General features: G+C 56.2%; 27 protein-coding genes. 7 read left to right on the top strand and 20 right to left on the bottom strand.

Translation table 11 applies throughout. From position 1 onward, the window contains the following. Window positions 1–9 precede the first annotated feature (9 nt). Window positions 10–156, bottom strand: a complete 147-nt coding sequence (locus AC0TNJ_RS13685) for a hypothetical protein (protein ID WP_021586616.1) — start codon at window positions 154–156, stop codon at window positions 10–12. 115 nt (window positions 157–271) lie between these two features. On the opposite strand from AC0TNJ_RS13685, the gene AC0TNJ_RS13680 reads away from it, so the two are divergent. Then, window positions 272–1,129: a LysR family transcriptional regulator gene (locus AC0TNJ_RS13680; protein WP_063881636.1), complete on the top strand. Its 858-nt coding sequence runs from the start codon at window positions 272–274 to the stop codon at window positions 1,127–1,129. 45 nt (window positions 1,130–1,174) lie between these two features. On the opposite strand, the gene AC0TNJ_RS13675 is transcribed toward AC0TNJ_RS13680, so the two are convergent. From AC0TNJ_RS13675 to AC0TNJ_RS13665, 3 genes are all read right to left on the bottom strand, one after another. After that, on the bottom strand, window positions 1,175–1,867 hold the full coding sequence (locus AC0TNJ_RS13675) for an alpha/beta fold hydrolase (protein ID WP_063881635.1): 693 nt from the start codon (window positions 1,865–1,867) through the stop codon (window positions 1,175–1,177). A gap of 87 nt (window positions 1,868–1,954) precedes the next feature. Continuing rightward, complete coding sequence (locus AC0TNJ_RS13670; protein ID WP_063881634.1) at window positions 1,955–2,359, bottom strand: hypothetical protein; 405 nt, start codon at window positions 2,357–2,359, stop codon at window positions 1,955–1,957. A gap of 18 nt (window positions 2,360–2,377) precedes the next feature. Then, window positions 2,378–2,986, bottom strand: coding sequence for a TetR/AcrR family transcriptional regulator (locus tag AC0TNJ_RS13665; RefSeq protein WP_473771395.1), 609 nt, complete (start codon window positions 2,984–2,986; stop codon window positions 2,378–2,380). A 156-nt stretch (window positions 2,987–3,142) separates the two neighbouring features. On the opposite strand from AC0TNJ_RS13665, the gene AC0TNJ_RS13660 reads away from it, so the two are divergent. The 4 genes from AC0TNJ_RS13660 to AC0TNJ_RS13645 all read left to right on the top strand — a co-directional run bounded on the left by AC0TNJ_RS13660 (window position 3,143) and on the right by AC0TNJ_RS13645 (window position 6,807). Next, window positions 3,143–3,505 (top strand): DoxX family protein, encoded by a 363-nt coding sequence (locus tag AC0TNJ_RS13660; RefSeq protein WP_063881632.1) that lies wholly within the window; start codon window positions 3,143–3,145, stop codon window positions 3,503–3,505. A 35-nt stretch (window positions 3,506–3,540) separates the two neighbouring features. Then, window positions 3,541–4,470 carry an MFS transporter gene (locus AC0TNJ_RS13655; RefSeq protein ID WP_081255524.1) on the top strand — a complete coding sequence of 310 codons (930 nt, stop codon included), beginning with the start codon at window positions 3,541–3,543 and terminating at the stop codon, window positions 4,468–4,470. 189 nt (window positions 4,471–4,659) lie between these two features. After that, window positions 4,660–4,887 carry a hypothetical protein gene (locus tag AC0TNJ_RS13650; protein ID WP_063881631.1) on the top strand — a complete coding sequence of 76 codons (228 nt, stop codon included), beginning with the start codon at window positions 4,660–4,662 and terminating at the stop codon, window positions 4,885–4,887. A 759-nt stretch (window positions 4,888–5,646) separates the two neighbouring features. Then, entirely contained in the window at window positions 5,647–6,807 is a 1,161-nt protein-coding gene (locus AC0TNJ_RS13645) for an MFS transporter (protein WP_081255523.1), read from the top strand. Window positions 6,808–7,482: 675 nt separating this feature from the next. Here AC0TNJ_RS13645 and AC0TNJ_RS13640 read toward each other — a convergent pair. Beyond that, the gene (locus AC0TNJ_RS13640; protein ID WP_051517893.1) at window positions 7,483–8,463 is read right to left on the bottom strand and encodes an N-carbamoyl-D-amino-acid hydrolase; all 981 of its coding nucleotides are present in this window, start codon (window positions 8,461–8,463) and stop codon (window positions 7,483–7,485) included. A 405-nt stretch (window positions 8,464–8,868) separates the two neighbouring features. Next, window positions 8,869–9,750 carry an IclR family transcriptional regulator gene (locus tag AC0TNJ_RS13635; RefSeq protein WP_063881630.1) on the bottom strand — a complete coding sequence of 294 codons (882 nt, stop codon included), beginning with the start codon at window positions 9,748–9,750 and terminating at the stop codon, window positions 8,869–8,871. A 336-nt stretch (window positions 9,751–10,086) separates the two neighbouring features. On the opposite strand from AC0TNJ_RS13635, the gene AC0TNJ_RS13630 reads away from it, so the two are divergent. Beyond that, window positions 10,087–11,448 (top strand): M24 family peptidase, encoded by a 1,362-nt coding sequence (locus AC0TNJ_RS13630; RefSeq protein WP_081255521.1) that lies wholly within the window; start codon window positions 10,087–10,089, stop codon window positions 11,446–11,448. 62 nt (window positions 11,449–11,510) lie between these two features. Beyond that, a complete protein-coding gene (locus AC0TNJ_RS13625; RefSeq protein WP_063881629.1) occupies window positions 11,511–12,203 on the top strand; it encodes a CerR family C-terminal domain-containing protein in 693 nt (230 codons plus the stop codon). A 280-nt stretch (window positions 12,204–12,483) separates the two neighbouring features. Here the strand turns inward: AC0TNJ_RS13625 and AC0TNJ_RS13620 are convergent, their stop codons facing one another. From AC0TNJ_RS13620 to AC0TNJ_RS13555, 14 genes are all read right to left on the bottom strand, one after another. Further along, the gene (locus AC0TNJ_RS13620; RefSeq protein WP_063881650.1) at window positions 12,484–13,104 is read right to left on the bottom strand and encodes a hypothetical protein; all 621 of its coding nucleotides are present in this window, start codon (window positions 13,102–13,104) and stop codon (window positions 12,484–12,486) included. 618 nt (window positions 13,105–13,722) lie between these two features. Further along, window positions 13,723–14,142 (bottom strand): ribbon-helix-helix domain-containing protein, encoded by a 420-nt coding sequence (locus AC0TNJ_RS13615; protein ID WP_063881628.1) that lies wholly within the window; start codon window positions 14,140–14,142, stop codon window positions 13,723–13,725. 3 nt (window positions 14,143–14,145) lie between these two features. After that, complete coding sequence (locus AC0TNJ_RS13610; RefSeq protein ID WP_063881627.1) at window positions 14,146–16,161, bottom strand: conjugal transfer protein TraG; 2,016 nt, start codon at window positions 16,159–16,161, stop codon at window positions 14,146–14,148. Between the two features lie 147 nt (window positions 16,162–16,308). Beyond that, window positions 16,309–18,078 carry a relaxase/mobilization nuclease domain-containing protein gene (locus tag AC0TNJ_RS13605; RefSeq protein WP_063881626.1) on the bottom strand — a complete coding sequence of 590 codons (1,770 nt, stop codon included), beginning with the start codon at window positions 18,076–18,078 and terminating at the stop codon, window positions 16,309–16,311. Continuing rightward, complete coding sequence (locus AC0TNJ_RS13600; protein WP_138725444.1) at window positions 18,075–18,323, bottom strand: hypothetical protein; 249 nt, start codon at window positions 18,321–18,323, stop codon at window positions 18,075–18,077. The genes AC0TNJ_RS13605 and AC0TNJ_RS13600 overlap by 4 nt, the downstream gene beginning before the upstream one ends. Beyond that, the gene (locus AC0TNJ_RS13595) at window positions 18,320–19,243 is read right to left on the bottom strand and encodes a lytic transglycosylase domain-containing protein (RefSeq protein ID WP_244634875.1); all 924 of its coding nucleotides are present in this window, start codon (window positions 19,241–19,243) and stop codon (window positions 18,320–18,322) included. The genes AC0TNJ_RS13600 and AC0TNJ_RS13595 overlap by 4 nt, the downstream gene beginning before the upstream one ends. A 47-nt stretch (window positions 19,244–19,290) precedes the next feature. Then, entirely contained in the window at window positions 19,291–19,617 is a 327-nt protein-coding gene (locus AC0TNJ_RS13590) for a DUF736 domain-containing protein (protein WP_063881624.1), read from the bottom strand. A 36-nt stretch (window positions 19,618–19,653) separates the two neighbouring features. Continuing rightward, window positions 19,654–20,229: a S26 family signal peptidase gene (locus AC0TNJ_RS13585; protein WP_063881623.1), complete on the bottom strand. Its 576-nt coding sequence runs from the start codon at window positions 20,227–20,229 to the stop codon at window positions 19,654–19,656. Continuing rightward, window positions 20,226–20,705: a DUF2840 domain-containing protein gene (locus AC0TNJ_RS13580; protein WP_031352349.1), complete on the bottom strand. Its 480-nt coding sequence runs from the start codon at window positions 20,703–20,705 to the stop codon at window positions 20,226–20,228. The genes AC0TNJ_RS13585 and AC0TNJ_RS13580 overlap by 4 nt, the downstream gene beginning before the upstream one ends. A gap of 235 nt (window positions 20,706–20,940) precedes the next feature. Further along, window positions 20,941–21,804 carry a replication initiator protein A gene (locus AC0TNJ_RS13575; protein ID WP_063881622.1) on the bottom strand — a complete coding sequence of 288 codons (864 nt, stop codon included), beginning with the start codon at window positions 21,802–21,804 and terminating at the stop codon, window positions 20,941–20,943. A 12-nt stretch (window positions 21,805–21,816) separates the two neighbouring features. Beyond that, window positions 21,817–22,098, bottom strand: a complete 282-nt coding sequence (locus AC0TNJ_RS13570) for a helix-turn-helix transcriptional regulator (protein ID WP_022567450.1) — start codon at window positions 22,096–22,098, stop codon at window positions 21,817–21,819. A gap of 159 nt (window positions 22,099–22,257) precedes the next feature. Beyond that, complete coding sequence (locus AC0TNJ_RS13565) at window positions 22,258–22,812, bottom strand: DUF2285 domain-containing protein (protein WP_235817945.1); 555 nt, start codon at window positions 22,810–22,812, stop codon at window positions 22,258–22,260. A 46-nt stretch (window positions 22,813–22,858) separates the two neighbouring features. Beyond that, window positions 22,859–23,071 (bottom strand): transcriptional regulator domain-containing protein, encoded by a 213-nt coding sequence (locus AC0TNJ_RS13560; protein ID WP_151602385.1) that lies wholly within the window; start codon window positions 23,069–23,071, stop codon window positions 22,859–22,861. Window positions 23,072–23,186: 115 nt separating this feature from the next. Beyond that, a complete protein-coding gene (locus AC0TNJ_RS13555; RefSeq protein WP_063881621.1) occupies window positions 23,187–23,450 on the bottom strand; it encodes a DNA -binding domain-containing protein in 264 nt (87 codons plus the stop codon). Between the last annotated feature and the right edge of the window lie 62 nt (window positions 23,451–23,512).

Raw genomic sequence — 23,512 nt, 5'->3', positions numbered from 1 at the left:
GAAGCCGTTTTACTTCATTAAAGCCACCAACAACCGAGCCAGCATAAAAGAAAGCAAAAGAACAAACGTCGAAGTGATGAGAATCCCTGTAAAATGTGCAATAAGCGCGCCCAAGGGGGTGAGCTTGTCAGCAAGGGGATCGAACAGTTTTTTCATCCAGTGTCACTCCGATTTCGTAGACAGTTCTACGAACGTGAGAATAAACGCCGGTCCATGATATGAGAAAGACGGACACTATTGTTTCAATGATAAGAAAACGTTATCTTTCGACATGAAATCGCTGGATATAGATGCTCTACAAGCCTTTGTGCTCGCAGCAGAAATGAAGAGCTTTACACGAGCTGCGGAAGCGCTCGATACCACGCAAGCGGCAGTCAGCCTGAAAATCAGGCGGATCGAAGACACTCTAGGTCGCAGATTGCTTGACCGTACACCTCGTCGTGTCGCACTATCGATGGACGGAGAGGCTTTTCTTCCACATGCCCGCGCGCTTCTTTGCAAGCATGAGGAGGCGGTGAGTTGCTTTGGCAGCGCTAGCCGCCGCCTCGTCGTTGGGATAAGCCATCATCTTGTTGGAAGTGACTTACCGCTTTTATTGAAACGCCTCAGTACCGCCCAACCCGGAATTATCCTGGAGTTGCACTTGTCATCCTCACGCAAAACCCTTGAGGAGTTCGATAACGGTGCGCTCGATGCAGCAATCATCCTTCAGCATGGCAATGGCCGCCGCGGTGGCGAGATAATTCATTCCGAAGAATTTGGCTGGATGGCATCCCCGGAATACAAGACGGGACCCAAGGAGCCCCTGCGACTTGCAACACAGCCGGAACCTTGCAGCGTAAGGGCCATGGCAATTGCTGCACTCGAACAAAGCCGTATTCCCTGGCAAACAGTTTTTGTTGGAGGAGGCGTTGCAACGATCGGCGCTGCGGTCGCGGCAGGGGTTGCAGTCGCAGCCATGGTACGGCGCGTCGCGCCATTAGGAACTCTCGACGTCACGCTGCCGCTCGGACTGCCTGAACTCCCCACGAGGGATGTTATTCTCTATTCGAATCTCGCCGATGACACAGCCCGGACCGCTCTACGTACCCTTGGCGCCGCTATTCGCACAACATCACGAAGCGGCTAATATACCGCCACATCTGAGCCTCGTGGAAATGTCCTGGACTTCCGATCATCTCGTTTCTATCAATACCGAAGCAACAATATCCGGATGTGAGATCATGGCGTCATGCGGAGCGTCAATCTCAACATAATGCCAACCGCCGCTTATCGCCCGTGATATTGAGCGAGCCAGAAATGTTCCGTCTGCCTCACGACAGCGAATATATGTTTTGTGAGGGACCATAAGCGGGTTGAGCGTCACCGGTTCGAAATAGCTTGCTACCGGATGTGGCGTCAGCTTCCCGTCAACCCATGCCTGATCAGCTTCCGTCACGCCGAACTCGGCGGAGCGAAGTGGTGGAATATGCCAGTTCCCGTCTTCAGAAACCTTGGCGGCATAGATGTCGATCAGGGACGGCGCGTGATCCAGCAATTTTTCACCGTCCTCCGGCAAGAAAGCATCCAGAAGCACGAGATGTGAGACCAGTTCTCCAAGGCGCCCCACGGCAGCCACCGCTGGGAAACCGCTATAGCTGTGCGCCACCAGAGTAACATCGCGACAACCGCTTGCGCGGACTTGCGAAACTATATCCTCTGTGTGAGTCGTCAGATCGATCTGCGCTGACAGGAGATCGGCACGCTCAGCAAGTCCCGACAAGGTTGGTGCAACGGCGGTGTGCCCCTCCGATCGAAGCCTGTCAACAAGCCGTTGCCAACACCAGCCGCCGTGCCATGCTCCATGGATAAGAACGAATGATGCCATTTCTAAATCAGCCCCAGTAACAGCGGTGAAATCCGGATTTTGCAATGTGCTTAGAGCAGACCATCTGCGATTTATCATCGCGATGCATCAATCACCCTCGCCAGGCATGCGGTACCGCTCGGAAACTCTCGTTCCATCCTTAAGTAAAGCGCAATTCCAAACAGAATAAAGATCATCACCATGCTCATGCGAACATGCCTTGACGCTGCTTTGATCCAGTTCTCCGATCGTTCTCAAAGCACCTGCAATCTTTTCATGACGGATCATGCAATCGCTGACTGATTCATATGTGGACTGGTTTTTCTCGCAGAATCGACCAGCCGCATCCTCCGTGCCATAAAAATGATCGACGACAATCAAGCCGATCAGAAAAAAGATAACAACAAAAACAAGCATCCGATGCAGCCTTTTTTCATGGCGCGTTTCCGCTCGGCCCACACCAGCAAAGCCATCAACGACAGTCTCGACAAGAGTTAGAAAGAAAGATTTCATGTAGTCTCTTGCCTGAATTTACGTTTCCGAGACATCGGGACTGAGAAATCTCCTGACCATCGTAGAGATGAGTTTTCTGCTCTCCTCGAAACTAATGCCGGGAACCATCAAGGGCAGCATCGGGGCAGCATCCACTATAGCGATCAACATGGCCGCGGTATCATCGGGATTGAGATCTGGATCGACCTTTCCACCCTCCTGACCAGATTTCAGTGTCTGCGCCAGCAACTGCCGTACGGATTTGGTATTATCTGCAAGGATATCGCGCACCCGATCATTACGCCCGGCCTCAGCCAGAAGTTCAAACAGAATACGGCAATGCGCCGTGTCGTCCCAGCTTGTCATGCTCCAGATTTCGGACAGCAGTATAGCCGCAACGTCTTTGCTATCCTGTCGGCGTTCGAAATAAGTATGAAGGGTTGAGAGGTACTCATTGGCCATCTGCTCAATGATGGCATCCTTGCTGGGGAAGTAGTGGTAGAGGTGGCCCGGACTCATCCCCGCTTCCTTGCAGATCATCGAGATCGAGGCGCCCTGCAGCCCATATCGCAGGAAGCAGCGGTGGGCGGCCTCCAATATCTCCTTCCTCTTTTCCTCATGCTGCTCCGGTACACGTACGCGGCCCATATAACCTCCTTAAATAGAGCGATTGATCGATCTATCTATCTTGACGAACTGTCGAACCTTTGAATAACTAGAATGGTCATTCAATCTATTATGGAAGACGCCGCTCGTCCAGTTCAATCGGACCGGCGCGATCGCTTCCGCTGAAAGTGGGGTATTATGAATAAAACCATCCTGTCGCTTAAAGCTGTCGTGGCATGGTTGCTTGCTGCCTTTTTCCTGTTTGGCGCATACGGCAACACCTTTCTTTCACCCGATAATGCCGCTGCCTATGCCCGGTGGGGCTATCCGGACTGGTTCCATTATCTGACCGCCCTTCTGGAGCTTTGCGCGGCGTTGCTTCTGGTCGGATACAGGACCCGCCTTTACGGCGCAGCTCTCGGTGCCATTGTAATGGCCGCGGCATCCCTGACCACACTCATCCATGGTGACTACGACCATTCCGCGGCGCCTATCATTGTATTTGCCGTTTCTCTCCTCGTGACCGCTCTCAACATGCCCGCGCGCGACAAGACCGCCTGAACCTTTACTCTCGGAGCTACGATGCCGTGTCGGCGATGTGGGGTCTCGGTACACTGTTCGGTCCGGCACTCGGCGGCGTTTTTGCCGAGTTTGGTCTGTGGCGCTGGGCTTATGGCGCTCTCGCGTTTGCGGCGCTTGCCTTCGCGATACTCGCTCAGCGTTCTTTCGGCGGCATGCAAGGTTCCGGGCATCGTACGGCTGTGCCCGTTGCTTCACTTGTTCCCCTCATCCTGGCAATCGTCTCTATCAGTCTCAGTTCAATCGTTCCAATTGGATGGCCTACTTTCACTATGGTAGGAGCAGGTTTGGTTCTTCTTACGCTGTTCGTCATCGTTGAGCGACGCTCCCGCGAGACGATCCTGCCACACATCACCTATCGACGCGGCAATTCGCTGAAATGGGTCTACATCACGGTTGCCACACTCAGTGCCGGTGTGATGGTCGAAACTTTCATTCCGCTGTTCGCACAGAAGATCGCCAGCCTTACGCCCCTTGTGGCCGGTCTTCTCGGCGCCGTCCTTTCTCTCGCCTGGGTCATCGCGCAATTGTTCGTCGTTTCTATTTCGTCGGATGCCGGCAAGCGGCGTGCCATCCGTCTGGGTCCACTCCTCCTGACGGGCGGCCTCATTGCCTACGGGCTACTGCAGGTCCCCGGAACCGATATTGCCATGGTCGCGATCTGGGCTGCCGTTCTGACCATCGCCGGCGCGGGCATCGGACTGGCATGGCCACTGCTCGGCGTCGCTGCCATGAGCGCTACAGATGATCCCGCGGAAGGAGCAAAAGCGGCAGCGGCTATTACCACTACTCAGCTCATTGCGTTCTCTATTACTTCGGCTCTTTCTGGAACGCTGATGGCCGCTGGGGGCGAAAACGTTATCGACGCTGCTCGTTATGTTATCCTGGGAATCGCACTCCTTACCCTGACTGGCATCCTCACAGCCGGTATCGCAACAAGGCGGTAAGCCTTGTGCCCTTCGCCGGTGGTTTCCGTCCGGCGGAGGGCTATTGTCATGAAATCACACCCCGTCTGACAATCTGGACGCCCGCTCGCAACAGCAGCCTCATCTCTAGCCAGACCGGGCGTTAATTATTGGTTTTTGTTGTAAAATTCGATTTATCTCAATGCTCAAACCCAATAGGAATGAAGACCGATGACGCAGAACAACAAGCGCATAATCTCCGATCCAGTTTTCTTAACACTTCTGATCGTCCTACTCATTAACGTGGTTTTCGGTGGCGCCCTCTGGCAAAAGCTCGCAGCTTCAAGCAGTCTCGGTCCCGGCTGGCCAGAATTGTTGCAGGGGATATCGGGCTTCCTCGTGTTGATCCTTCTACTCATAAGGGCACTTCAGCTCAGCAAACGGACAAATGTAGAATGAATGGCTCCTGCCCAGATTTCCCAGTGAAGCAAACGCATTCTTATCGATTTCTTCAGGTTCTAATTCTGTTATCATGAGACCCGAGGAATTGAGCCGGCATTGCCTCAGGCAAAATGCTCTCGCTGGGACGCTCATGGTTTCCTGATTGGGGCGCGGCCCACTGTAGGTGATGTCTGCCACAGATGCCCTGTCCGGTGCATCGACATTGAACTGCCAGGCGGAAGTGTCGTCGACCATGACCGATGAGTTGCCGCCGTAGGAAACAGGCCGACGCTAGCCGATCTACGCCTTCATTGCGTCTAGTCTGCCGAGAAGAACGATGTGGTTGGCGCAACGGGTGGTCTCTCCCCAATCGAGGACGCCATTATGAAGTTTACGATAACCAGTTCGTCCGTCAACCAGGCAGTCCAAATGCGGTCCGGCTTGCGATCACGCTCCACTCAATCGCCGTTATTTGTCCCGGAATTTTAGGAAAATCCGCCGCAATACTCTTCTAGTTTCAACCGTTTTATCGAAGGACAGAGCAAAACTGCATTGAGATTTTTCTGCATCCTGCTATTGAATATCTGGGCTTATATGGTCCTAGCGAGTTTGATTACCAGACTCGCATCGCAATGCCCCACCATGGACCTGCATTGCTTCCGCGTCGCTAGAAGACGTTCCTAAACTTCCCAATCCATTTTGCTCCGGTGCCACGAATCCGCTCGCGAATATCGTGCGCCGGTTTTCTTCCAGCTTTATTACTCAAGGAGGACAATCGTGCCCTCACGATTCCTTTTACCTGCCCTTGCTCTCACGGTCTTCTTTGTCGGAGCAACCGAGTTCATGCTTTCGACAATGCTTTCGCCTTTGGCAACCGCCTTCGATACGACACCGGCACACGCCTCCTGGCTCGTGTCCAGCTACGCCCTCTCCTATGCCGTTGCGGCGCCGATCTTCGGCTTTCTGTCTGATCGTATCGACCGCCGCCGCCTCCTGCTGGTCTCGCTTGTTCTGTTCACGATCGATGGGCTCGCATTAACGGTAGCACCCAGTTTCGGCGCTGCAATCGCGTTGCGGATATTCGGCGGCTTGGCATCGGCGGCGCTCATCCCCACAGCCTTTGCGTTGGTGGCCGACATTATCCACGCGCGTCGGCAATCCGCAGCCATGGGCGCGGTCATGGTCGGAATGACGACCGGAATTGTGGCTGGCCCCGTGATTGCAGGCATCCTGACGGAAGCGTTCGATTGGCGCGCACCCTTCCTTACGACTGCTGCCGGGTGCTTGACGACATTCGCCGTTGCCCGGCGTGCAATCCCGAAAAGCAAAGCCCACCATTCCGAAACAAACAGGCGGCAACTTGGCTGGATCGCAGAGGGAAGCATTACACGCCCTTTGGTCGCTAAAGGACTTTGGAACGGCACGGCCGTCGCAGGCTTCCTGCTCGCCGGCGAGGTGCTACGACAGCGTCATGGCCTCAGCGTCGGAATCGTTGGCATCTCAGTCTCAGCATTCGGCCTAGGACTTCTGCTCGGCAATCTCGGGGTCGGACGGGCTGTCCGCCTCTTTCGAGGAGACGAACGAACGCTCATGGCCGCGTTGCTATTCCTGATCATGGCGATTGGCACGTTCATGATCGCGCCATTGCCGCTGGAGGGTGGACTGGCGTGCCTTACCGTTTGGGGCTTTGCGCTCGGACTTGCCGCACCGACCAGCACTTCAATGCTCGCCACTCGAAGCGAAGACGACAAAGGTCAGGTGCTGGCGGTTTCGGAAAGCCTCAATAATCTGACTATTCTCGCGGTTCTGCCCGTCGCGGCGATGCAGCTTGAAATCGCAGGATCGGCCCGAACTATGCTGGTGTTTGGCGTCACCTTGGCTATTGCGGTGATTTTGACCATCGCAGACAGACACATCATGGATTCGCAGAAGCCCTAATGCCTGTTACTGTGAAGTTTTGAGAGTTTTGTGACAACTCACAAGGCCCCCTTATACGAGACATTGATTATCGACGACTCGAACAACCATCCGTCCTTTCAAACCAGAAGATGCAAGCGAGGTTTTCGCTTGCATCTCTCCAGAAATCACCCGGTTTATGGCTTGGGAACCACCACCACCCGAAGAGGTTGCGCCGATGCATGGCGCTCTTGGCTTCCCGCGATTGAAGAGAGGCTTGAGCTACATTTTGTCGCCCGTCATCGGGACGACGGACGACTCCTGGCATCGTCGGAGTATATGCCCTTCAGTCCAAAACGCGCCGCTCGCGCCCATATGGCCGCCGGCCGAGAGAGCTGCTACAGCGAGGACGATACCCCCGAGCGCTTGCTTATCAAGGAACACCCGGACGGACGCCGCGAATTGGCAGGGGTTGAGGAAGCCGATGATACCGTCACCAGTGGGCGGACTTTCCGTTCTGGAGGAAATTCCAGCGGCAGATCAAAGTTCGTTTCGGTTTCGGAAAGTCCATAGCACGTCCTGTCGCTTGGATCACTCAAACCAACCATCAATGTCGCTAAGTTACGACGAGCTCGAAAGCCTCCGAGATTCACGGCAGTATCGAGCAATGTTCCCTGACCACTCAGCGCGGGCTGTGCCCTTCATGAGCTTGCCTCCTCACCGATTGGTTGACCGATATGGTCGCGAAGCCTTCAAGATATCTGCCGGTGACGGAATGCTCTCGTGAGGTGTGAGCAGGCCATCATATAGTTCAGGCCGACGGTTGCGCTCGAAATTAAACTCCTCCATCTTGCCATTAACACAATCGTCCAAATCGCAATCCGCGAACGCTATCTCATCATCCAGCCCGGTTGTCTCGGCGATAACGCGACCATCCGGATGTATGATGCATGATCCCCCCATCAGGTCGACACCATCTTCCTTGCCGGCTTTGGCGACACCCACGACGAACGTAGAGTTTTGGTAAGCGCCTGCCTGCATACACAGCCTACTCTGAAACATGCGCAGTTCGGGGGATTGCTTTGCTCGTGGATTATAAATTGGTGTCGTATATCCCAGCGTGATCAGCTCAACTCCTTGCAGGCCCATCATGCGATAGGTTTCGGGCCACCTACGGTCATTGCAAATGCACATGCCTATCCGACCGCCGAAGGCATCTACCACTGGGAAGCCTAGATTGCCGACCTCGAAATAGTATTTTTCGAGATTCTGGAACGGGTCGTCGGGTCGATGATCGGTATGCCCCGGCAGATGCACTTTTCGATACTTGGATACAATTCGGCCATCCCTGTCGACAAGGATCTGGGTGTTGTAACGATGCGTATTCTCACCCTCATTCGCAATCTCTGCATAACCAAGGCTGAAGCCAATGCGGCGACGTTTGGCATGATCAAACAATGGCTGCACATCCGTGCTCGGCATGATGTGCTCGTAAAAACCGTCCGCGTCGGAAATATTGAGAAGATACGATCTGGGAAAAAAGGTCGACAGTGCCAGTTCCGGAAAGACCGCTATATCGCACCCTTTATCCGCCGCCTGATCAAGGAGAGCCAATAACCGACCAACTGTTTCAGTCTGGGGCTCGCCGGAATTGACCGGGCCCATTTGTGCTGCTGCAATCCTAAGGACACGCGTCATTCTACTTGCTCCGTTGTAGGGCTATGATCGTGACTTGAATTATCTGCTATTCGAAGCTCATGGGTTTCTGTGCGACCGGAGAGATCGTTCTGCACATCACCTGTGCCCGCTGCTTTCATTCGCCTCTTGTTCTCTATATAGAATTATATTCTGTATAGGAAATATTAGAATCTTCGGATGTTTTTCTGTCAAGAGACTTTTCGTTTTCAACAACGATGACGATTACAAACAAAGCTCATCAGCCGAAATGTCACATTAGAGCACTTTTCACACCTCGCATGCATTACTGGACCACCCCATGCCTTGACGATGCCGGAGCGGGAACACAAAAATGCTGGCGCATGCCCGATGAGATTGCGGCACTTATATTATGTCCAGCCGAAGTGACCTTGGAATTTCGCTCGTTTACTTGACGAAATCGCACGGCAGACGAGCCAGGGTCTGTTGATGGATATGCTGCACAGCCCGCCTCATCGCAGCTGCCACGTCATCCTCAAGCGCACTCATAACGTCCATTGGTGCCGGGCAGTTGATTATAAACTCCACATCGCCATTCTTGCCGAAAATTGGTAACGCAAGCGCCATCAGTCCGTCCGTAAACTCAGAGCAGCTTCTTGCATACCCCCGCAGGCGCGTCGCTTGCAGTTCAGCAAAGACATCAATTTCCGTCATCAACGATGAAGTAGTGTACTGGACCGGTACCCAATCTTCGAACCAGTCCCGGATCTTTTCCTCCGGCATCCAGGCCAGATAGGCACGCATCTGTGCAGAGGCATCTCGCGGATATCGAAATCCGATCGGTAGAGAGACCTCCATACGCATCGGTTCATGAATCTTGTCAACGAGCATAAATGTATGGTCTGGCATGGGTTGCGAAACCACACATGGAAGGTGAAAGGCAGACACCAAAGCAGAAATTTCGGTCCGGATGATCTCGATCGTTGGAACCGCCAGCAGCTTCGACACGCTGCCGAGAAGCCCAGGATGCAGGGTATACGTCTTTGCGCGCTCATCAAACCGCAGCCAGCCATGGTGCTGAAGAGTCTTCAGGATCGAATGGCAATGGCTCTTGGTAATCTCCAACGCAGAGGAGATATTGGCAAGTGTTGTCTGCTCGCCCGGCTGCCAGTTCAAATATTCTATGACCGCGATAGCCTTGTCCAGAGCCGGCACCAGACCGAGGCCCAGCTTGCGCCTTCCGCCGGGATTGGCTGTGACTATCCAGTGGCTACCGTCGTGGCTGAGCTCTTCAGGCGCCTGCGAAGGAGAACCTGGTCCAGTGGCCACAGGTGATCTCGAAGATGTCATGCTGAGAACCTTGAAGACGAGATAGATATTTGACGTTCACAACCCGAACAACACTGATCGAACGCCGACGCTATTCAGCATTCTACCTAAAATACGATATTCTACATAAAGAATTTTAGTATCATCGACCAAATTTTTCTCAACGGCCATCCCAACAGATGCGGCATTGCTACCGCGGAACTGATCCACGCATTCCATCCTCGAAATAACAGCCTCACGTTCGCGTTACCGCAAGGGCCTTTTCACCTTCATTGTTGATTAATTCATTCAAATGAATTAATGGAACCACGTCAATCTTTATTCCACGAGGAACCCATGAACCGCCGTGATCTCTTAGGAATGTCTGCAGCAGCTGCGTTAAGCGGTTTGCAAACCGCGAACGCAACTTCTCATTCGTCGCCTTCACCAGAAAATTCATTACCTTCCTACCTTCAAGATGCACCGCGTCTTTCGCTTTCCGAACGCGACAGACGCTGGAACATCGCTCGCAAGATTATGAATGTGGCTGGCGTCGATGGCCTCATCGTTTACGGTGATCGGGAATCCTCCGCGCCGGCACCTTTCTCTCCCGATAGCTATTTCACCAATGACCGATTGGGCTCTATCGTCATATTCAAGGGCGATGAGCCGCCAATAGTGCTTGCCTTCGCACCGATGGCCGTCTCGGACCATATGCAGGCCCGGCTTCGAGGTGATCAGCAGTGGCTTGAACCGGAACAGATTTTTGTGGGCAAAAACGGCGCCCATCTCGTCTCAATCCTTAACCGCATCGGGCTGACCGGGAAGATTGGAGTGATCGGCCTCGAGCCATACCCGCCCTTTTATTTCGACGGTGCAATTCCGTACGGTATCTGGAGCGCAGTAAAGGAGGCGTTTCCCAAGGCAGAGTTTAAGCCGGTATACCGCGAATATTTCATGCTTACAGCAGCACACAGCCAAGAGGAACTGTTCCTTATTCGCCATGCTGCCGGGATTGGGGAGAAGATGTGTGAAGCGATGAGAGTTGCGACCCGGCCCGGTGTAAATGAAGCGGATATTGTGGCAGCAACAACTGCAGAATGTTTGCGTAATGCAGGTTTCACCGCCGAAATACTCTTTGGATCCGGCCGGGAATTCATAGGATGGGGACCCGCTGCCTGGACCTATAGGGCTCAACCACCAAGAATGATCGAAGAAGGGGACGTGGTACTTGCTGAGGTTTTTGCGTTCTATGGAATGTATGAAACGCAGCACCAGCCCGCGATTACTGTCGGCAAGGCACATCCCGACTTTGAGCGCGCCGCCGCCGTTGCCAGAGCCTGTTATGAAGAAGGACTGAAATCATTGCGCCCGGGGCGGACATTCGGAGAGGTTGTGGACATTATGGAAGCGCCCCTGCTTGCATCAGGCGGATGGCACGTTCATCCGCTCATCCACAGCATCAACCCTTACGGGCCGATCGGTTTTGGTTCCGCACCCGGTCCGGAGTCACTCCCAGAAGCTGCAGCCTACGGGTCTATAGGGCGCCTTCCGACAACATGGCGAGACCTGCCGTTACAGGAAGGAATGTCTTTCGCTTTCGAGACCAATTGCGCATTTGACAGACATTTAGCGAACCTGGGCGGTACGGTACTTGTAGGCAAAGATGGCGGTATCGAGCTCAACCAGAATTCGACCAATGTAATGAGAGCAGGTTGACACACCACGGGCAGATAGTCGTATTACGACTATCTGCCCTTAATCTCTTGAAATCACTATCCATGAACAAATCCGACACGGTTCTATCCAACTCCTCTGAAGCCACGCGTGCGCGATTGATCGAGGCTGGGCTGCATTTGTTTGCCGAGTTTGGCGTCGAGGGTGTGCGCACACGCGTTCTGGCGGAAACGGCCGGTGTCAATCAATCTGCCATACCCTATCATTTTGGCGGCAAGGAAGGCGTGTATCGAGCTGTGATTGATGAAATCACCAAGGAAATTGCGGAAGGGTTGGCGCAGACTGGACTATTGATGTCGTCGCCGAATGAAATCAGTAACACGACTGAAGAAGAATGCGAGAATAGCTTACGCTCCCTGATCCATGCCTTTACTCTTATAATTTTGTCGCCAGGCCGTGCCATTGACCGCACCGCCCTGATTGTCAGGGAGCAGCTCAAGCCGACAGAGAATTTCAATACACTTTTCAAAGGGTTCATCGAACCATTACACACGACAATCAGCGCCACGATTGCCCGATTGAATAATACTCAAGCTGATGATCCGGTAACGATCATTAAAACTCACGCCCTAATCGGACAGGTCTTGTCGTTTGTCGTCGCTCAACAAACTTTCTTGACGCGGACCCAAAGCGTGCAACTGACACAGCAAAGCGTGCAGGAAATTGCATCGGTAATCTCAAACATGTCGCTAAGCGCCGCGAAATCCGACCGACCGAAAGAGATTTCTCCCATTTGATCGATTTCTTTTGAGAGGAACCGCCCGACTTTCAATCATTTACATGAACTAACGAAAAAACTCCGCGAGACCATGGTAAGCAACGACACACCGAGGCCGCGGCATTGTAGATCAAAACGATGAGTTCACGACCATAGGGATCAACGCCGTTGTATTCCGACGTGGCCAGACTTACGGAACTGTTATTTGCGATCAGGAACGTCGGAGACCGTTTTCCTGGTTGGTGGACCTTTTGTCCATCTTTAGGATAGTACGTCACAATCGTAGTCGAGGACCAGTCTTATAGAGACGCTAACGGCCTTATTTCGTTTTGCTGGGCCGCCGACCATAAATGGATATGATTGACAATATCTTGGGGAGCTGTCGGTAGTGCTTTGTTTGGAATTACCGCGACAGTGCCTTGAAAAACCAGGACCAGATTGTCTGGCTGCAAGATCGCATGATGGTACATCGCCCAACTCAACTCGATCGTATAAATTCGTGTGACCTGTCTGAAGCCCGTTGGTCCAATTTTGACATCGAAGTGAGGAGAGAAGGCAAGCTCCTGTTCGATATTCCAGTGTGCTATGGTTTCGCTATATTCGCGATTTGACTTTTTCGAGCCGATCCACAGGACAAGCCATACAGCAATTGCGACAAGAGGCGCAGGCGTCAGTATCCAATATTCAAGGCTGGCCCGTGCCCCGGGGATAAATGCCAACGCTACAGAACAAATGAGGCCGGCAACAACGGCGGACCAAAAGGAAAGGTTCGTTCTGATCCACCAGAAATGCCGATCCCACGACCGGTCGAACATCATCCGGTAATTTTGATAGGCCTGATGTTCAAAGCCCAGAACATAGTCCGGTATCTGATCCACGTTCGGCGCATAGGTTATAGTAATGCTACGATCTTCAGCCATTCTCACCGTCTCTCTATCTCGTTGGGGCAATGGCACATTCGACGAAGAAAAAGCATTGAACTTCAGCATCTTAAGGAAGTGTAAGGTTCCACAACATGATCATTTCCTAGAAACTGCTGTGATTGCGCCCCTTTTGAGTGATTCGTTTAATCAGTTCCGGTGTTGCCGGATATGCGATCACGTCGCGAATTTTTTTTCGATGTTCTGAGGCCGGGAAAGGCCATCCATGTCCTTTTGATCATGCCCTGCGGACGCTTCAGAAAAAGAGCAAGCTGCTCCTCGCGACTGTATAGTTCCTCAACTATCGTTGAGGTCAATAATGATTTCAGAATCTCATGAATCGCGGTGTGATCGGCGGCAGGAAACCTCATAGACGTATGATAGGGTTACAAACCAAAGGGCCGCACATTGGATGTCACATTCTGTATGCATGTTTCCGCCGACCGCGGTGCTTAGACCTTCTTGGGAGATTCGGCGTTCAACAATACAAGCAAGCAATTCGCGCGGCTACGAGTCAAACTGAACCGCTCGAATTGCTCTCATATCCATATGCCACGGCCACCGCTAGGCACTGTCTGAATGGTTGACAAAAGCGCTCAGCACGGCCTGCACCCACGATCAACTTCTTTCTTCCGGCACTTCCTGCCTAAGCCTCGGCCCATTGGCGAGTCTGTGACCGAGCGCTACAAGGAATTTATCATAGCGCTCACCACCCTTGGCACGGGCTGCGGCTTGGACCGTATCCGGAAGCGATGCCGTTGAAGTCAGCCAGAAGCGAATGAACAGGGCAAAAGCTTCGTTGACGATACCAACGTCCCGTTCGAGCCGCTGAATCCTGCGGTCGATCCGGTCAAGCCGTTTGCCGATGGCTGCCTCCTTCCGTTCATCAGCATCGGGAGAAAGAAACGACGCAATGGCCGCTTCGGCAATCAAGGAATCCGATTGCCCCCGCCGCCCCGCGAAATCTGCAAGGCGGCGCTTCAGATCAGGATCTAGATAGACGGAAAGGCGCTGTTTCTTGTCGGGGCTTGGGGGCATGGCTTACAACTCCATCTCGTCGCCGGGGTCCATCGAAACCTGCCGTGCGACCCGACGCATGTTACGGGCAAGCGCCTGATTGGGGATGGCATCGCGTTCTGGCTCTTCCATGTCGGGATCAAACTCGTTGACAGATGACTTTACTGGTTCGGGCGCTATGTCTTTGTGATGCTCCAGACCAGGTTCGCGCCGCAGGCCGGCATTGGCCGAATCGTCGTCCTGTTTAGTGGTGTCGGCCTTCACAGGCTGGCCATTGACCATACCACTGCTCCTGCTGTCCAGCAGAGCCCGGATCGGCTTCAACGCCGACCAGTCATCCGCCTTCGTTGCGAATCCGGCATTCGGGTTCGGGGCTGAAAGCACTCGTTCCATGAATCGGGCATCGTCAAAGTATCGCGCTTTCTTCGTGCGGATCGGTGGTATGCCGGCAACCATGACAATCTCATCGTCGGGCGGGAGCTGCATGATTTCGCCGGGAGTAAGTAGCGGCCGCGCCGTCTCGGACCGCGACACCATTATATGAGATAGCCATGGGGCAAGCCGGTGCCCGGCATAGTTCTGCATGGCGCGCATTTCGGTCGCCGTGCCAAGCGAGTCCGACACTCTTTTCGCGGTCCTCTCGTCATTGCTGGCGAAGCTCACCCTGACATGGCAATTGTCGAGGATGGAATTATTCGCGCCATACGCCTTCTCAATCTGGTTCAAGGACTGCGCAATCAGGAACGCCTTGATCTGATAACCCGCCATGAAGGCAAGCGCGCTCTCGAAAAAGTCGAGCCTGCCGAGCGCCGGAAACTCGTCGAGCATCATCAGCAGCCGGTGGCGACGATCCTTCGCATGCAGGTCTTCCGTCAATCGCCGGCCGATCTGGTTGAGGACAAGACGCACGAGCGGTTTGGTTCTGGAAATGTCGGATGGCGGCACGACCAGATAAAGGGTCGTCGGCCGCTCGTCGCTGACAAGATCGGCAATGCGCCAGTCGCATCGGCTGGTAACGGTGGCCACTACGGGATCGCGATAAAGACCCAGGAAGGACATGGCAGTGCTCAAAACGCCGGAACGCTCATTATCGGATTTGTTCAGCAGTTCGCGGGCGGCGCTGGCGACAACCGGGTGCGGTCCCTTCTCTCCAAGGTGCGGCGTGGTCATCATGGCGGACAGCGTAGATTCGATCGGGCGGCGCGGATCTGAGAGGAAGGCGGCGACACCGGCCAGGGTCTTGTCTTTCTCCGCATAGAGGACATGCAGGATCGCGCCGACAAGGAGTGAATGGCTGGTTTTCTCCCAATGGCTCCGCTTTTCCAGCGAGCCTTCAGGATCAACGAGCACATCGGCGACATTCTGCACGTCGCGAACCTCCCATTCTCCTTTGCGCACCTCCAGCAGAGGATTGTAGGCGGAAGAAGCCGAATTGGTGGGATCGAACAGCAGCACACGGCCATGCTTTGCCCTGAAACCGGACGTCAGTTCCCAATTCTCGCCCTTGATGTCATGGACAATGGCCGATCCCGACCAGGTCAACAACGTGGGCACGACAAGACCGATCCCCTTGCCGGATCGGGTGGGGGCAAAGCAAAGCGTATGCTCCGCACCATCATGCCGGAGATAGTCGCTTCCGTAACGGCCAAGCACCACGCCATCGGCACCAAGCAGGCCTGCCTTTTCGACTTCCTCGCGCTCGGCCCAGCGGGCGGAGCCGAATGTCTTGACGTCCTTTTCCTCCCGCGCCCGCCAGATCGACATGAAGATGGCGACCGCGATGGCGATCAGGCCGCCCGATGCTGCTATGGCTCCGCCTTCGAGAAAGACGGCCGGCGCATAGGCGTCGTAGAAATACCACCACCAAAACAGGGCGGGCGGTGGATAGATGGGCTGGCCTACAAACTCGAACCAGGGCGAGCCAAGCTGCGGCTGGAAGCCAAGCCGCCATGCAGTCCATTGTGTTGCGCTCCAGACCGCAGTCAGCACGATAAGCAGAACAATGGTGATCTGCCCCCAAAGCACGCGCGTAGCCGACAAGATAGTAACTCCCTTCCGAACATGGTTTCATGTGCAGGGAAAAGGAGTTTCCCAAATGATTTCAACGCCATTGATCACGTGTATCGTAGGCTGGCGAAAGCCATCGAAAAAATACTTGCGCATTGCGGTGTGTTATCCTTGGCTTTCTCACAAGCCCAGCCCGCGCTTGCGGCCGAAACTCCAGTCTACACCACCGTCAGCGCGGGCCACACCGGATATGTGCTGGCCGATATGTTTTTCGACGGAAGGCGTCCACGGCACGAGGCTGAAGCCGAGACCATCATCGACCATCGCGAAGCGACCGGACGCCAGGGTGAAACGCCGGCTGTAGGTGCCGGCGACATATTCCCCGGCGGCCGCTTCGCGAAATGGCATGTTCATTTCTTGCGAGAGCTTTTCGCCGAGTGCGTCCAGTTCACGTTCGCGGAGGGTGCTGAGAAGATTGCGGGCGAAGATAACCCGCCCCCCCTCGCGCCGTGCCAGCCTCTCTTCGATCAGATGTTCGGCCCTCGCCTCCATCGCCTGTTGCACCTCCAGCCCGAAGCCGCCGCCGAGATCGACGGAAACGCGGGCGACAAGCTGGCGGTCGAGCCATGTGGCGCCGTCGGCCGTGGTCTGAGCCTCAAGGGAGAGATCGGAACGAACGGCCAGCGCGACGCGGCGCTCGCCACGGGCATCCTCGAAAGAGCGCAGTTCGACAATGGAACCCGGCGCACTGTCCCCCGCTGCTTCAATATCGGGAAGGCGGATATGGTGGGTGTGGCCGTCCACGCCGTCGACCACCGCGAAGGCCGTGCCGCGCAACTCGTCGTCCAGGCCGCGCTCGACCAGCCGGCCGATGACCGGCTCGCCCTGCGCCTCGCCGGACAGCACGTAATCGGCAGCGCCTCGCTCGATGCCCTGCTCCGTCAAGGCCCGGTGCATCCGCTTAATGATGTCGCCGCGTAGCCCAAGCTCGCGCAAGGTGGCTTCGGCCTCGCCGGATATGCTCCATTGGCAGGGACCGACGCTTTCAGCCAGGCCGAGGTGTTCGAGGTGACGAAGCCGGCCGACTTTCTGGATCGAATAATCGTCGGCCTGCTTATCCGGAGACGGAGCAACGTCGATGATACCCTGCTCGTTGGCGTCACGGAGAAGCTGGCGATCAAGCTGTGTCCAGCGGTCCGCCTCTATCTGTCGTTCCAGCGAACGGCGTATGTCCAATTCGGTGCGCGGTCCCAATTCCAGCGTCACGAGATCCTGCGCCCGGTCGCGCAATCCGCTCTTGATATAGTCGCGGTCGATCACGAGGTCTTGCCCGTCATCAGTGCGGCCGCGCACGATGACATGCACATGGGGATTGTCGGTGTTCCAGTGATCGACGCCCGCCCATTCGAGTTTCGTGCCGAGATCCTTTTCCGCCTGCGCCATCAGCTCGCGCGTGAACCGCTTCAGGTCTTCCATATCGGCGGCATCTTCCGGCGAGACGATGAACCGGAAATGATGCCGGTCGTCCTTGCACTGATCGGCAAATTCCTTTGCGTCGGCATTGTCGGTTTCGGGACCGAACATGCAGGCTTTTTCGTGTTGCTCCCCATTGCTCACTTCGTTCGCGGCGCGGGTGACGCCATCACGACGAAGATAGTTGAGGTGACGGGCAAGCGGGCCACGGTCGCCCTTGTTGCGGACAATACGGGCCTTCACCGTGCAGAAACGGGTGCGGTTGGTGATAAGACGATTGGCGCGAACGCTTGCCACGCGGCCACGAGCAAAGCTCGGTCCACGGCCCTTGCCGGACGTGATCTTGCCGGCGCGCGAAACATGCCCGCCGGCCTTCTGCGCGGCGGCGAGCGCCTGAGCGACGAACGGCCGTGCCCGCTGGGCCTTGCTGGAGCGGATGCGTCCAGGCCGGACGCGAAAATCATCGTCCCGGCTCATGGGGTCACTCGCTGCGAGGTGCAGGTTTCATTGAAAATATTCGATAAATTCAGGGTGCGCACATCGCACCTATGGCCCGCGATGTGCGGAAAGCCGGAAAAAAGCCAATCAAAACAACCGACCATCCAAGCCGCGATGTGCGGCCTTTTATCTTGCCTTAAATCGGACGTCGCCGCCGCTCCTCCTCGCCATCCCGCATGAGCTACGATGACGCTCGTTAGACCACCCGGCACCACGAAATTCATGGACGTGCCTCCTGCGCCTGAGACCGACGCACGAACAGGCCATCGGACGGCGGTGCGAGCGCCGAAAGATCGGTGATCCTGCCGGTGTCAGCTGTGTTGCCGTCGCCAGCGGGAACCGCTGCGCGGGCGATGAAGAGCGGCGCGGCGGACCATTCGGAGCGCGTGGGACGATCCGCCGTGCGATAAGCAACGGCGGCGTCCGCGTCGATCTGCGGGATGATCTTCGCCATGTAGACGACCGTCTCGGCGGGCAACGGATCACCAGTGACAAGGTGCTTTTCGTAGCGGCCGGGACCGGCATTGTAAGCAGCGAGGAAGCCGGGCGAACCGTAGAGATCATGCAGTTCCGCGATATAGGCAGCGCCCGCCAGAATGTTATCGCGAGGATCATAGGGATCGTCGCCAAGGCCTTGTTTGGAGCGCAGTTCCTGCCATGTGGCGGGCATGATCTGCATCAGGCCCATCGCGCCTTTTGGCGAGATGGCGTGCGGATCATGATCGCTCTCGGCCTGCATGACGGCGCGTATCCAGCGTTCGGGAATGGCGAAGCGCTTGGCTGCTTCTGCGATATGATCGGCCAACGGATCGGGCGATGCAACGGCGGCCGTGCGCACTGTCACCAGCGGACCGGCCATTGCCGCGCATGGCAGCGTGACGATCATGGTGCCTGCGATCAGCAGAGCCATGATCGCGGATAAGGCGGCGCGAGGTCCGCCGTCCCGATTGCCCATCAGCCTGCCATCGTGCTCGCTCTGGTCAAGGGCAAGGCTTCGCCGCCGGCCAACATTTTCCGGACGGGCATCGTCGCAAGACGTGTCCGTTCTCCGGAAAACAGGCCGTCGCCCTTGACCGCCGCTGCGCGCGACGGCCGCCCGATGGGCGATCGGGTCGAGGGGAGTGATCGGCGTTCGATCGATCAAGGGGAGTGAGCCTGAAAGTTCGCGGGAAGGATGGCAGGGCATGACGGTCAGGCCTGTTCGTCGCGCCGCGTCTTGCGGGTCCAGTGAAGATTCCAGACGTCCTTCTTGGTGTCGGACTCGAACATGCGGGCGCGGATCGGTTCGACGAAGGAAGGATCGTCTATGGCGACGGAGAGATACGCGCCTGCGCGCTCGCCGGTTCGGTCCCATGCCGTGCCGACTTCGAGGCCATCGGCAAAAATACGATGGTTCGGCGCATTCTCGGCATCCGTCTCATCGATGGGAAGGATGGTCACCTCGGCGTCGAGGGTAAGCGTGCGGATGCGGCCGAAGAAGCCATCATTGTTGCGGGTGAAGGTGCCTATCTTGGCCATAGCGGTAAACCTCATTCGGTTAGAGAAGCGAGCCGTTCACGGCTCGTCGGAAACCGGCTCGCGGAAGGTTTCCGCGGCCGGATCGAGATCGTCGGCGGTCCAGAGCGGGATTGCCCGACCGACGACGGTTGTCAGGGGAAGCGGTCCGAAATAGCGGCTGTCGAAGCTGTCGGGACTGTCCCAGTTCATGAAGAAGGCTTCGCCGACGCGAAGGGTCCGGCAGCCTTGCCAGACGGGCAGCGGACGGCCTTGGCCGTCGCGCTCGCGGGCCTGCCCGTAGGTCATGCCGTAGGTGGTAATCTCCGCGCCGTTGCGGCAGACGGTCGTTCCGGAAAGCGCCAGCACGCGCTTGAGGAGCGGCAGGCCGCGCGGCAGATAGCGGCGCTCGTCAAGGAAGCCGGCCAGATCGTCGGGCGGCATCACGACCGCAAGGTCGGTGACGTCCAGACGGTCGCCTTCTACCATATCCAGCGAAACGATCCGGTAGAGGCCGACCGGCACGCTGGCCGATGCGTTCCAGATCACGCGGATAGCGGGCGGATTCCAGACCGGCAGCACGATCAGTGCCGTGCTGGCCAGCATTGCGAGGAACGTCATGCGACGGGCGGTCATGGCTGAAACTCCCGACGCAGCAACCATGCGCGATGCTGTTCGCGGCCGTAGACTCGGAATGGCTCGTTGACGGTGAGACGGTTGTGAATGTGCCGCCAGTGATCGGGCGCGACGTCCGCCGGGTCGATGCCACTCCGCTCAATCGCTTCGATGACATGCAGCACCTTTTCGACCTTCGGCCAGCCATGAGTACGCAGCAGGATTTTCCCGCCGGGATAGACCATTGGTACTGTCTGGTAATTCTCACCGGGGGCGACCGCGCGCAGAATGTCAATGCGGGAAACAACGGTACCGTAATCGTTCGCAGCCCATCTGACTAAGGCAAAGACTGCGCCGGGATCGAAGCTAACCATACGGTGATGACGGTCAATGCGCTGTTCTTCAGCAATCCGGCCGAAGTGGATGCGCTGCTCGATACGGTTCGCTATCCACGTCAGTTGGACCTGCGTTCGGGGAGAGGTAGCGCCTACCCTCATCGGTGCCCTCCTCCACAACAGCTATTTTTGACGGGTTGCGTTAGGAAGAATCCGAAGGATTCTATGTTAGGTAAGTTAGCAGAGCCAGAATCCTGTTTTGGATTCATGGAGATACAGGCCGTCAGCGTTCCCGATAGTACGGCAATCGCGTTCCCGATAGTACGGGTTGCAGCGTTCCTGATAGTACGGGCCTGTCCACACCTTATCCATCGGCCAAAGCCGCAAGCTGAACCAATCATTGCCTGCCCCCTGCTCGCTTACGAGGTACAATGATTTTCTTCGGCGCCTGGGGACGAAACGTTAGCCGTTGTCTGCCATCAGGGTCTTCGGCAAGCGCGAGGTGATAGCCCGGAAGCGGCTGGCGCTCGACAATGGTGCGCAGTTCGAAACGGAACCGCCGGAAAGGAGATAGGCTACCGGATTTGAGGTACAGGTGTTCTAGATCGAAGCTCCAGCCCCATGTCTGGCTTCCGCCGTGCTTGCGCACGAGACGGTAAAGCCAGCGTTCAAGACCGCCCATCAGATCGAAATAGGCGCGGTCGATAGTAAGGATCAGGGCGTCGTCAATGACGCCGGCATAGAACCAGTCCGCCAGGATAAGTTCTATGCCGAGCGGCCGGCCGGTTGCATCCAGTTGTTCTTTCCATTCTGCGATCCATGAGAAGCGATGCCGCCACCGCTCCGATAGCTGGCGGACCGACGTGACAACGGTTGTCGATTGAAGGCGGTCCAATGCCGCTTTCAATCGACCGTAGTTCAGGCCGGAATCGGTACGACCGATGAAGGAGAGGATTTCGTATGGCGTGGCAAACATGAAACGCGAAGTCTGCAAGCCATTGTCACGGGCCTGAACGATCTGCGACGCCGCCCATATCAGAATGTCAGCGTCCCAGATTGTCGCCATACCGTGTTCGGCCGTCGCTTCGACACGGATCGATATGTCCCCCATGCGGAAGTCGATCGGCGTCACCCGCCGCGACTTGGCGAGTGAGAAAAACGGCCACGCCATGAGATCCTGCGCATCGCGGGCGGCGATGTCGCCGCCACATGGCCTGAACAGTTCAAGCTGCTGACCCTGATATATCCGGTGCGAAGACATGACGGCGTCCGGTCAGCACGCGGCGTCAGCAGCAAGGTCAGTGGCTGGGTCGGTGTCCATCACCTGCAACAGTCGGGGTGGTGCGACTTCGGACGTCGATAGTCGGGCAGCGGCATCAATCCATGCCTGAAGATCGGTGACGGTGTAGACGACACGACCGCCGAGCTTGCGATAGATCGGACCGGTTCCGTCACAACGGTGCTTTTCCAGCGTCCGGGGAGAGAGGCCGAGAAGGCGGGCAGCTTCCACCGTGCGAACGAAACGCGGCCAATTCTCTTCGGTCTTCTGTTGCATTGCGGGCCTCCATCGCAGTCGCCGCCGGAGCGGCGGTTCGATTGCGAGGATGGCGAAAAATATGCGGCTCGGCGGAGTGACAAAATTATCGCCTCCGTAAATGTCCCCCCAATGCCGGTCACACCAAAGCCGACGAACGGCAGAGGTCAGAGGCGGCGATCAGCTATCGCGCAGATTGTCGGGAAATTTCTGGAACGGGCAAAGCAGGCGCGGATAGCCCCCGTTGATCAGCTCCTGCGCAGCGCCATAAAGCCGGGCAATACGCCTTCGTTCGGACGTGTTTTTCCAGTCGATAGAACGCAGCTTGCCGAGTTCGGCGTTGAACAGGACGCTGGCGATTTCCTGACGCGATGCGCCCGCCTCAACGCCATCCCATACGCGCAGCATCAGACTTAACCTGTGTATCTGGTAACGGGAAAAGCGTAACCAGCGCGGCAACGGGCCGGACGGCTTTCCGGCCAGCCAGCAGTAAAACCGCCTGACGCATTGCTCCCGCTCATCGTAATACTCGTCAGGCGGTATCCACATGACGGCATTGATGACCCGCTGCCCCTGCGGAAGCCAGACATGATGATCGCCATATTTATCCCTGACGACGGCATGAAATCCGTCCACTGCCATATGCCCTGTAAAGGCAGGAGCGAACGGATCGAGCAACGGGCAACCGTTGAAACCTGCCGGTGCAGGTTCAATGATGACGGTTGCCGGAAACATCCGCGGATGCCAGAGCGGCCGTGCCACCGAGGCCGGGTGAGATGGATCAACCGGGAAAGGTGATCCCCCAACGTTGGCACAAACGCTGCTCGGCTTCAGCCTGTTTCGTTTTGTCGGGAGCGGCGCTGGACAGCGCCTCCTCGTAGTCATTTCGGTATCGCTTGTTGCGGCGAAGAAATTCGAAGGTCACACCACCGCGCTCAAGATGGCCCAGCTCGTCATCGAACCGGGCTGAAGTCCAGTCCTGCAATGCTTCCATGCCACTCCCCTTGGGAAACTCAACCTTGGGATGGTCAGAGTATTGGGGAAGTTTCCGGAGTCGGAATACAGATAATTGGAATACAAACGGTCTCGAATGTAACCGGCCGGAACGACTATTGCATGCGTGTTCCGAGAAGATGACGATAGCCGATCTCGGTCATCCAGCGAGCGCGGGCAAGGTGCGTTTCGTGAATGCGTCTGGCGCGTTCCGGGTCGGCTTCAACATCGATACCGAAGATGATGCGCACGGCGTCGCGCCAGTCAGCACCTTCCTCGTCGGCATCCAGAAGACGAAGATAAGTTGCCAGATGGGCTTCATCATAGGCGTTCACCCTATCGGTCAAGGGCGGTCCATCGTCCTTCAAAGCCTTGTTCATGGGGCCTCTTCGCCGAAAGCCACGCTAAAAACGGGCCTATATTTTATCCGTTCACAGGGCGA

It is taken from the genome of Ochrobactrum sp. PL_is483, from assembly GCF_055816855.1.
This window is presented reverse-complemented; position numbering and strand designations above follow the sequence as displayed.

Excerpts from the sequence above, each read along its gene's own strand:
- AC0TNJ_RS13685 (WP_021586616.1), bottom strand. The coding sequence starts at position 156 with ATGAAAAAACTGTTCGATCCCCTTGCTGACAAGCTCACCCCCTTGGGC.
- AC0TNJ_RS13680 (WP_063881636.1), top strand. The coding sequence starts at position 272 with ATGAAATCGCTGGATATAGATGCTCTACAAGCCTTTGTGCTCGCAGCA.
- AC0TNJ_RS13675 (WP_063881635.1), bottom strand. The coding sequence starts at position 1,867 with ATGGCATCATTCGTTCTTATCCATGGAGCATGGCACGGCGGCTGGTGT.
- AC0TNJ_RS13670 (WP_063881634.1), bottom strand. The coding sequence starts at position 2,359 with ATGAAATCTTTCTTTCTAACTCTTGTCGAGACTGTCGTTGATGGCTTT.
- AC0TNJ_RS13665 (WP_473771395.1), bottom strand. The coding sequence starts at position 2,986 with ATGGGCCGCGTACGTGTACCGGAGCAGCATGAGGAAAAGAGGAAGGAG.
- AC0TNJ_RS13660 (WP_063881632.1), top strand. The coding sequence starts at position 3,143 with ATGAATAAAACCATCCTGTCGCTTAAAGCTGTCGTGGCATGGTTGCTT.
- AC0TNJ_RS13655 (WP_081255524.1), top strand. The coding sequence starts at position 3,541 with ATGTGGGGTCTCGGTACACTGTTCGGTCCGGCACTCGGCGGCGTTTTT.
- AC0TNJ_RS13650 (WP_063881631.1), top strand. The coding sequence starts at position 4,660 with ATGACGCAGAACAACAAGCGCATAATCTCCGATCCAGTTTTCTTAACA.
- AC0TNJ_RS13640 (WP_051517893.1), bottom strand. The coding sequence starts at position 8,463 with ATGACGCGTGTCCTTAGGATTGCAGCAGCACAAATGGGCCCGGTCAAT.
- AC0TNJ_RS13630 (WP_081255521.1), top strand. The coding sequence starts at position 10,087 with ATGAACCGCCGTGATCTCTTAGGAATGTCTGCAGCAGCTGCGTTAAGC.
- AC0TNJ_RS13625 (WP_063881629.1), top strand. The coding sequence starts at position 11,511 with ATGAACAAATCCGACACGGTTCTATCCAACTCCTCTGAAGCCACGCGT.
- AC0TNJ_RS13620 (WP_063881650.1), bottom strand. The coding sequence starts at position 13,104 with ATGGCTGAAGATCGTAGCATTACTATAACCTATGCGCCGAACGTGGAT.
- AC0TNJ_RS13615 (WP_063881628.1), bottom strand. The coding sequence starts at position 14,142 with ATGCCCCCAAGCCCCGACAAGAAACAGCGCCTTTCCGTCTATCTAGAT.
- AC0TNJ_RS13605 (WP_063881626.1), bottom strand. The coding sequence starts at position 18,078 with ATGAGCCGGGACGATGATTTTCGCGTCCGGCCTGGACGCATCCGCTCC.
- AC0TNJ_RS13600 (WP_138725444.1), bottom strand. The coding sequence starts at position 18,323 with ATGAATTTCGTGGTGCCGGGTGGTCTAACGAGCGTCATCGTAGCTCAT.
- AC0TNJ_RS13590 (WP_063881624.1), bottom strand. The coding sequence starts at position 19,617 with ATGGCCAAGATAGGCACCTTCACCCGCAACAATGATGGCTTCTTCGGC.
- AC0TNJ_RS13585 (WP_063881623.1), bottom strand. The coding sequence starts at position 20,229 with ATGACCGCCCGTCGCATGACGTTCCTCGCAATGCTGGCCAGCACGGCA.
- AC0TNJ_RS13580 (WP_031352349.1), bottom strand. The coding sequence starts at position 20,705 with ATGAGGGTAGGCGCTACCTCTCCCCGAACGCAGGTCCAACTGACGTGG.
- AC0TNJ_RS13575 (WP_063881622.1), bottom strand. The coding sequence starts at position 21,804 with ATGTCTTCGCACCGGATATATCAGGGTCAGCAGCTTGAACTGTTCAGG.
- AC0TNJ_RS13570 (WP_022567450.1), bottom strand. The coding sequence starts at position 22,098 with ATGCAACAGAAGACCGAAGAGAATTGGCCGCGTTTCGTTCGCACGGTG.
- AC0TNJ_RS13565 (WP_235817945.1), bottom strand. The coding sequence starts at position 22,812 with ATGTTTCCGGCAACCGTCATCATTGAACCTGCACCGGCAGGTTTCAAC.
- AC0TNJ_RS13560 (WP_151602385.1), bottom strand. The coding sequence starts at position 23,071 with ATGGAAGCATTGCAGGACTGGACTTCAGCCCGGTTCGATGACGAGCTG.
- AC0TNJ_RS13555 (WP_063881621.1), bottom strand. The coding sequence starts at position 23,450 with ATGAACAAGGCTTTGAAGGACGATGGACCGCCCTTGACCGATAGGGTG.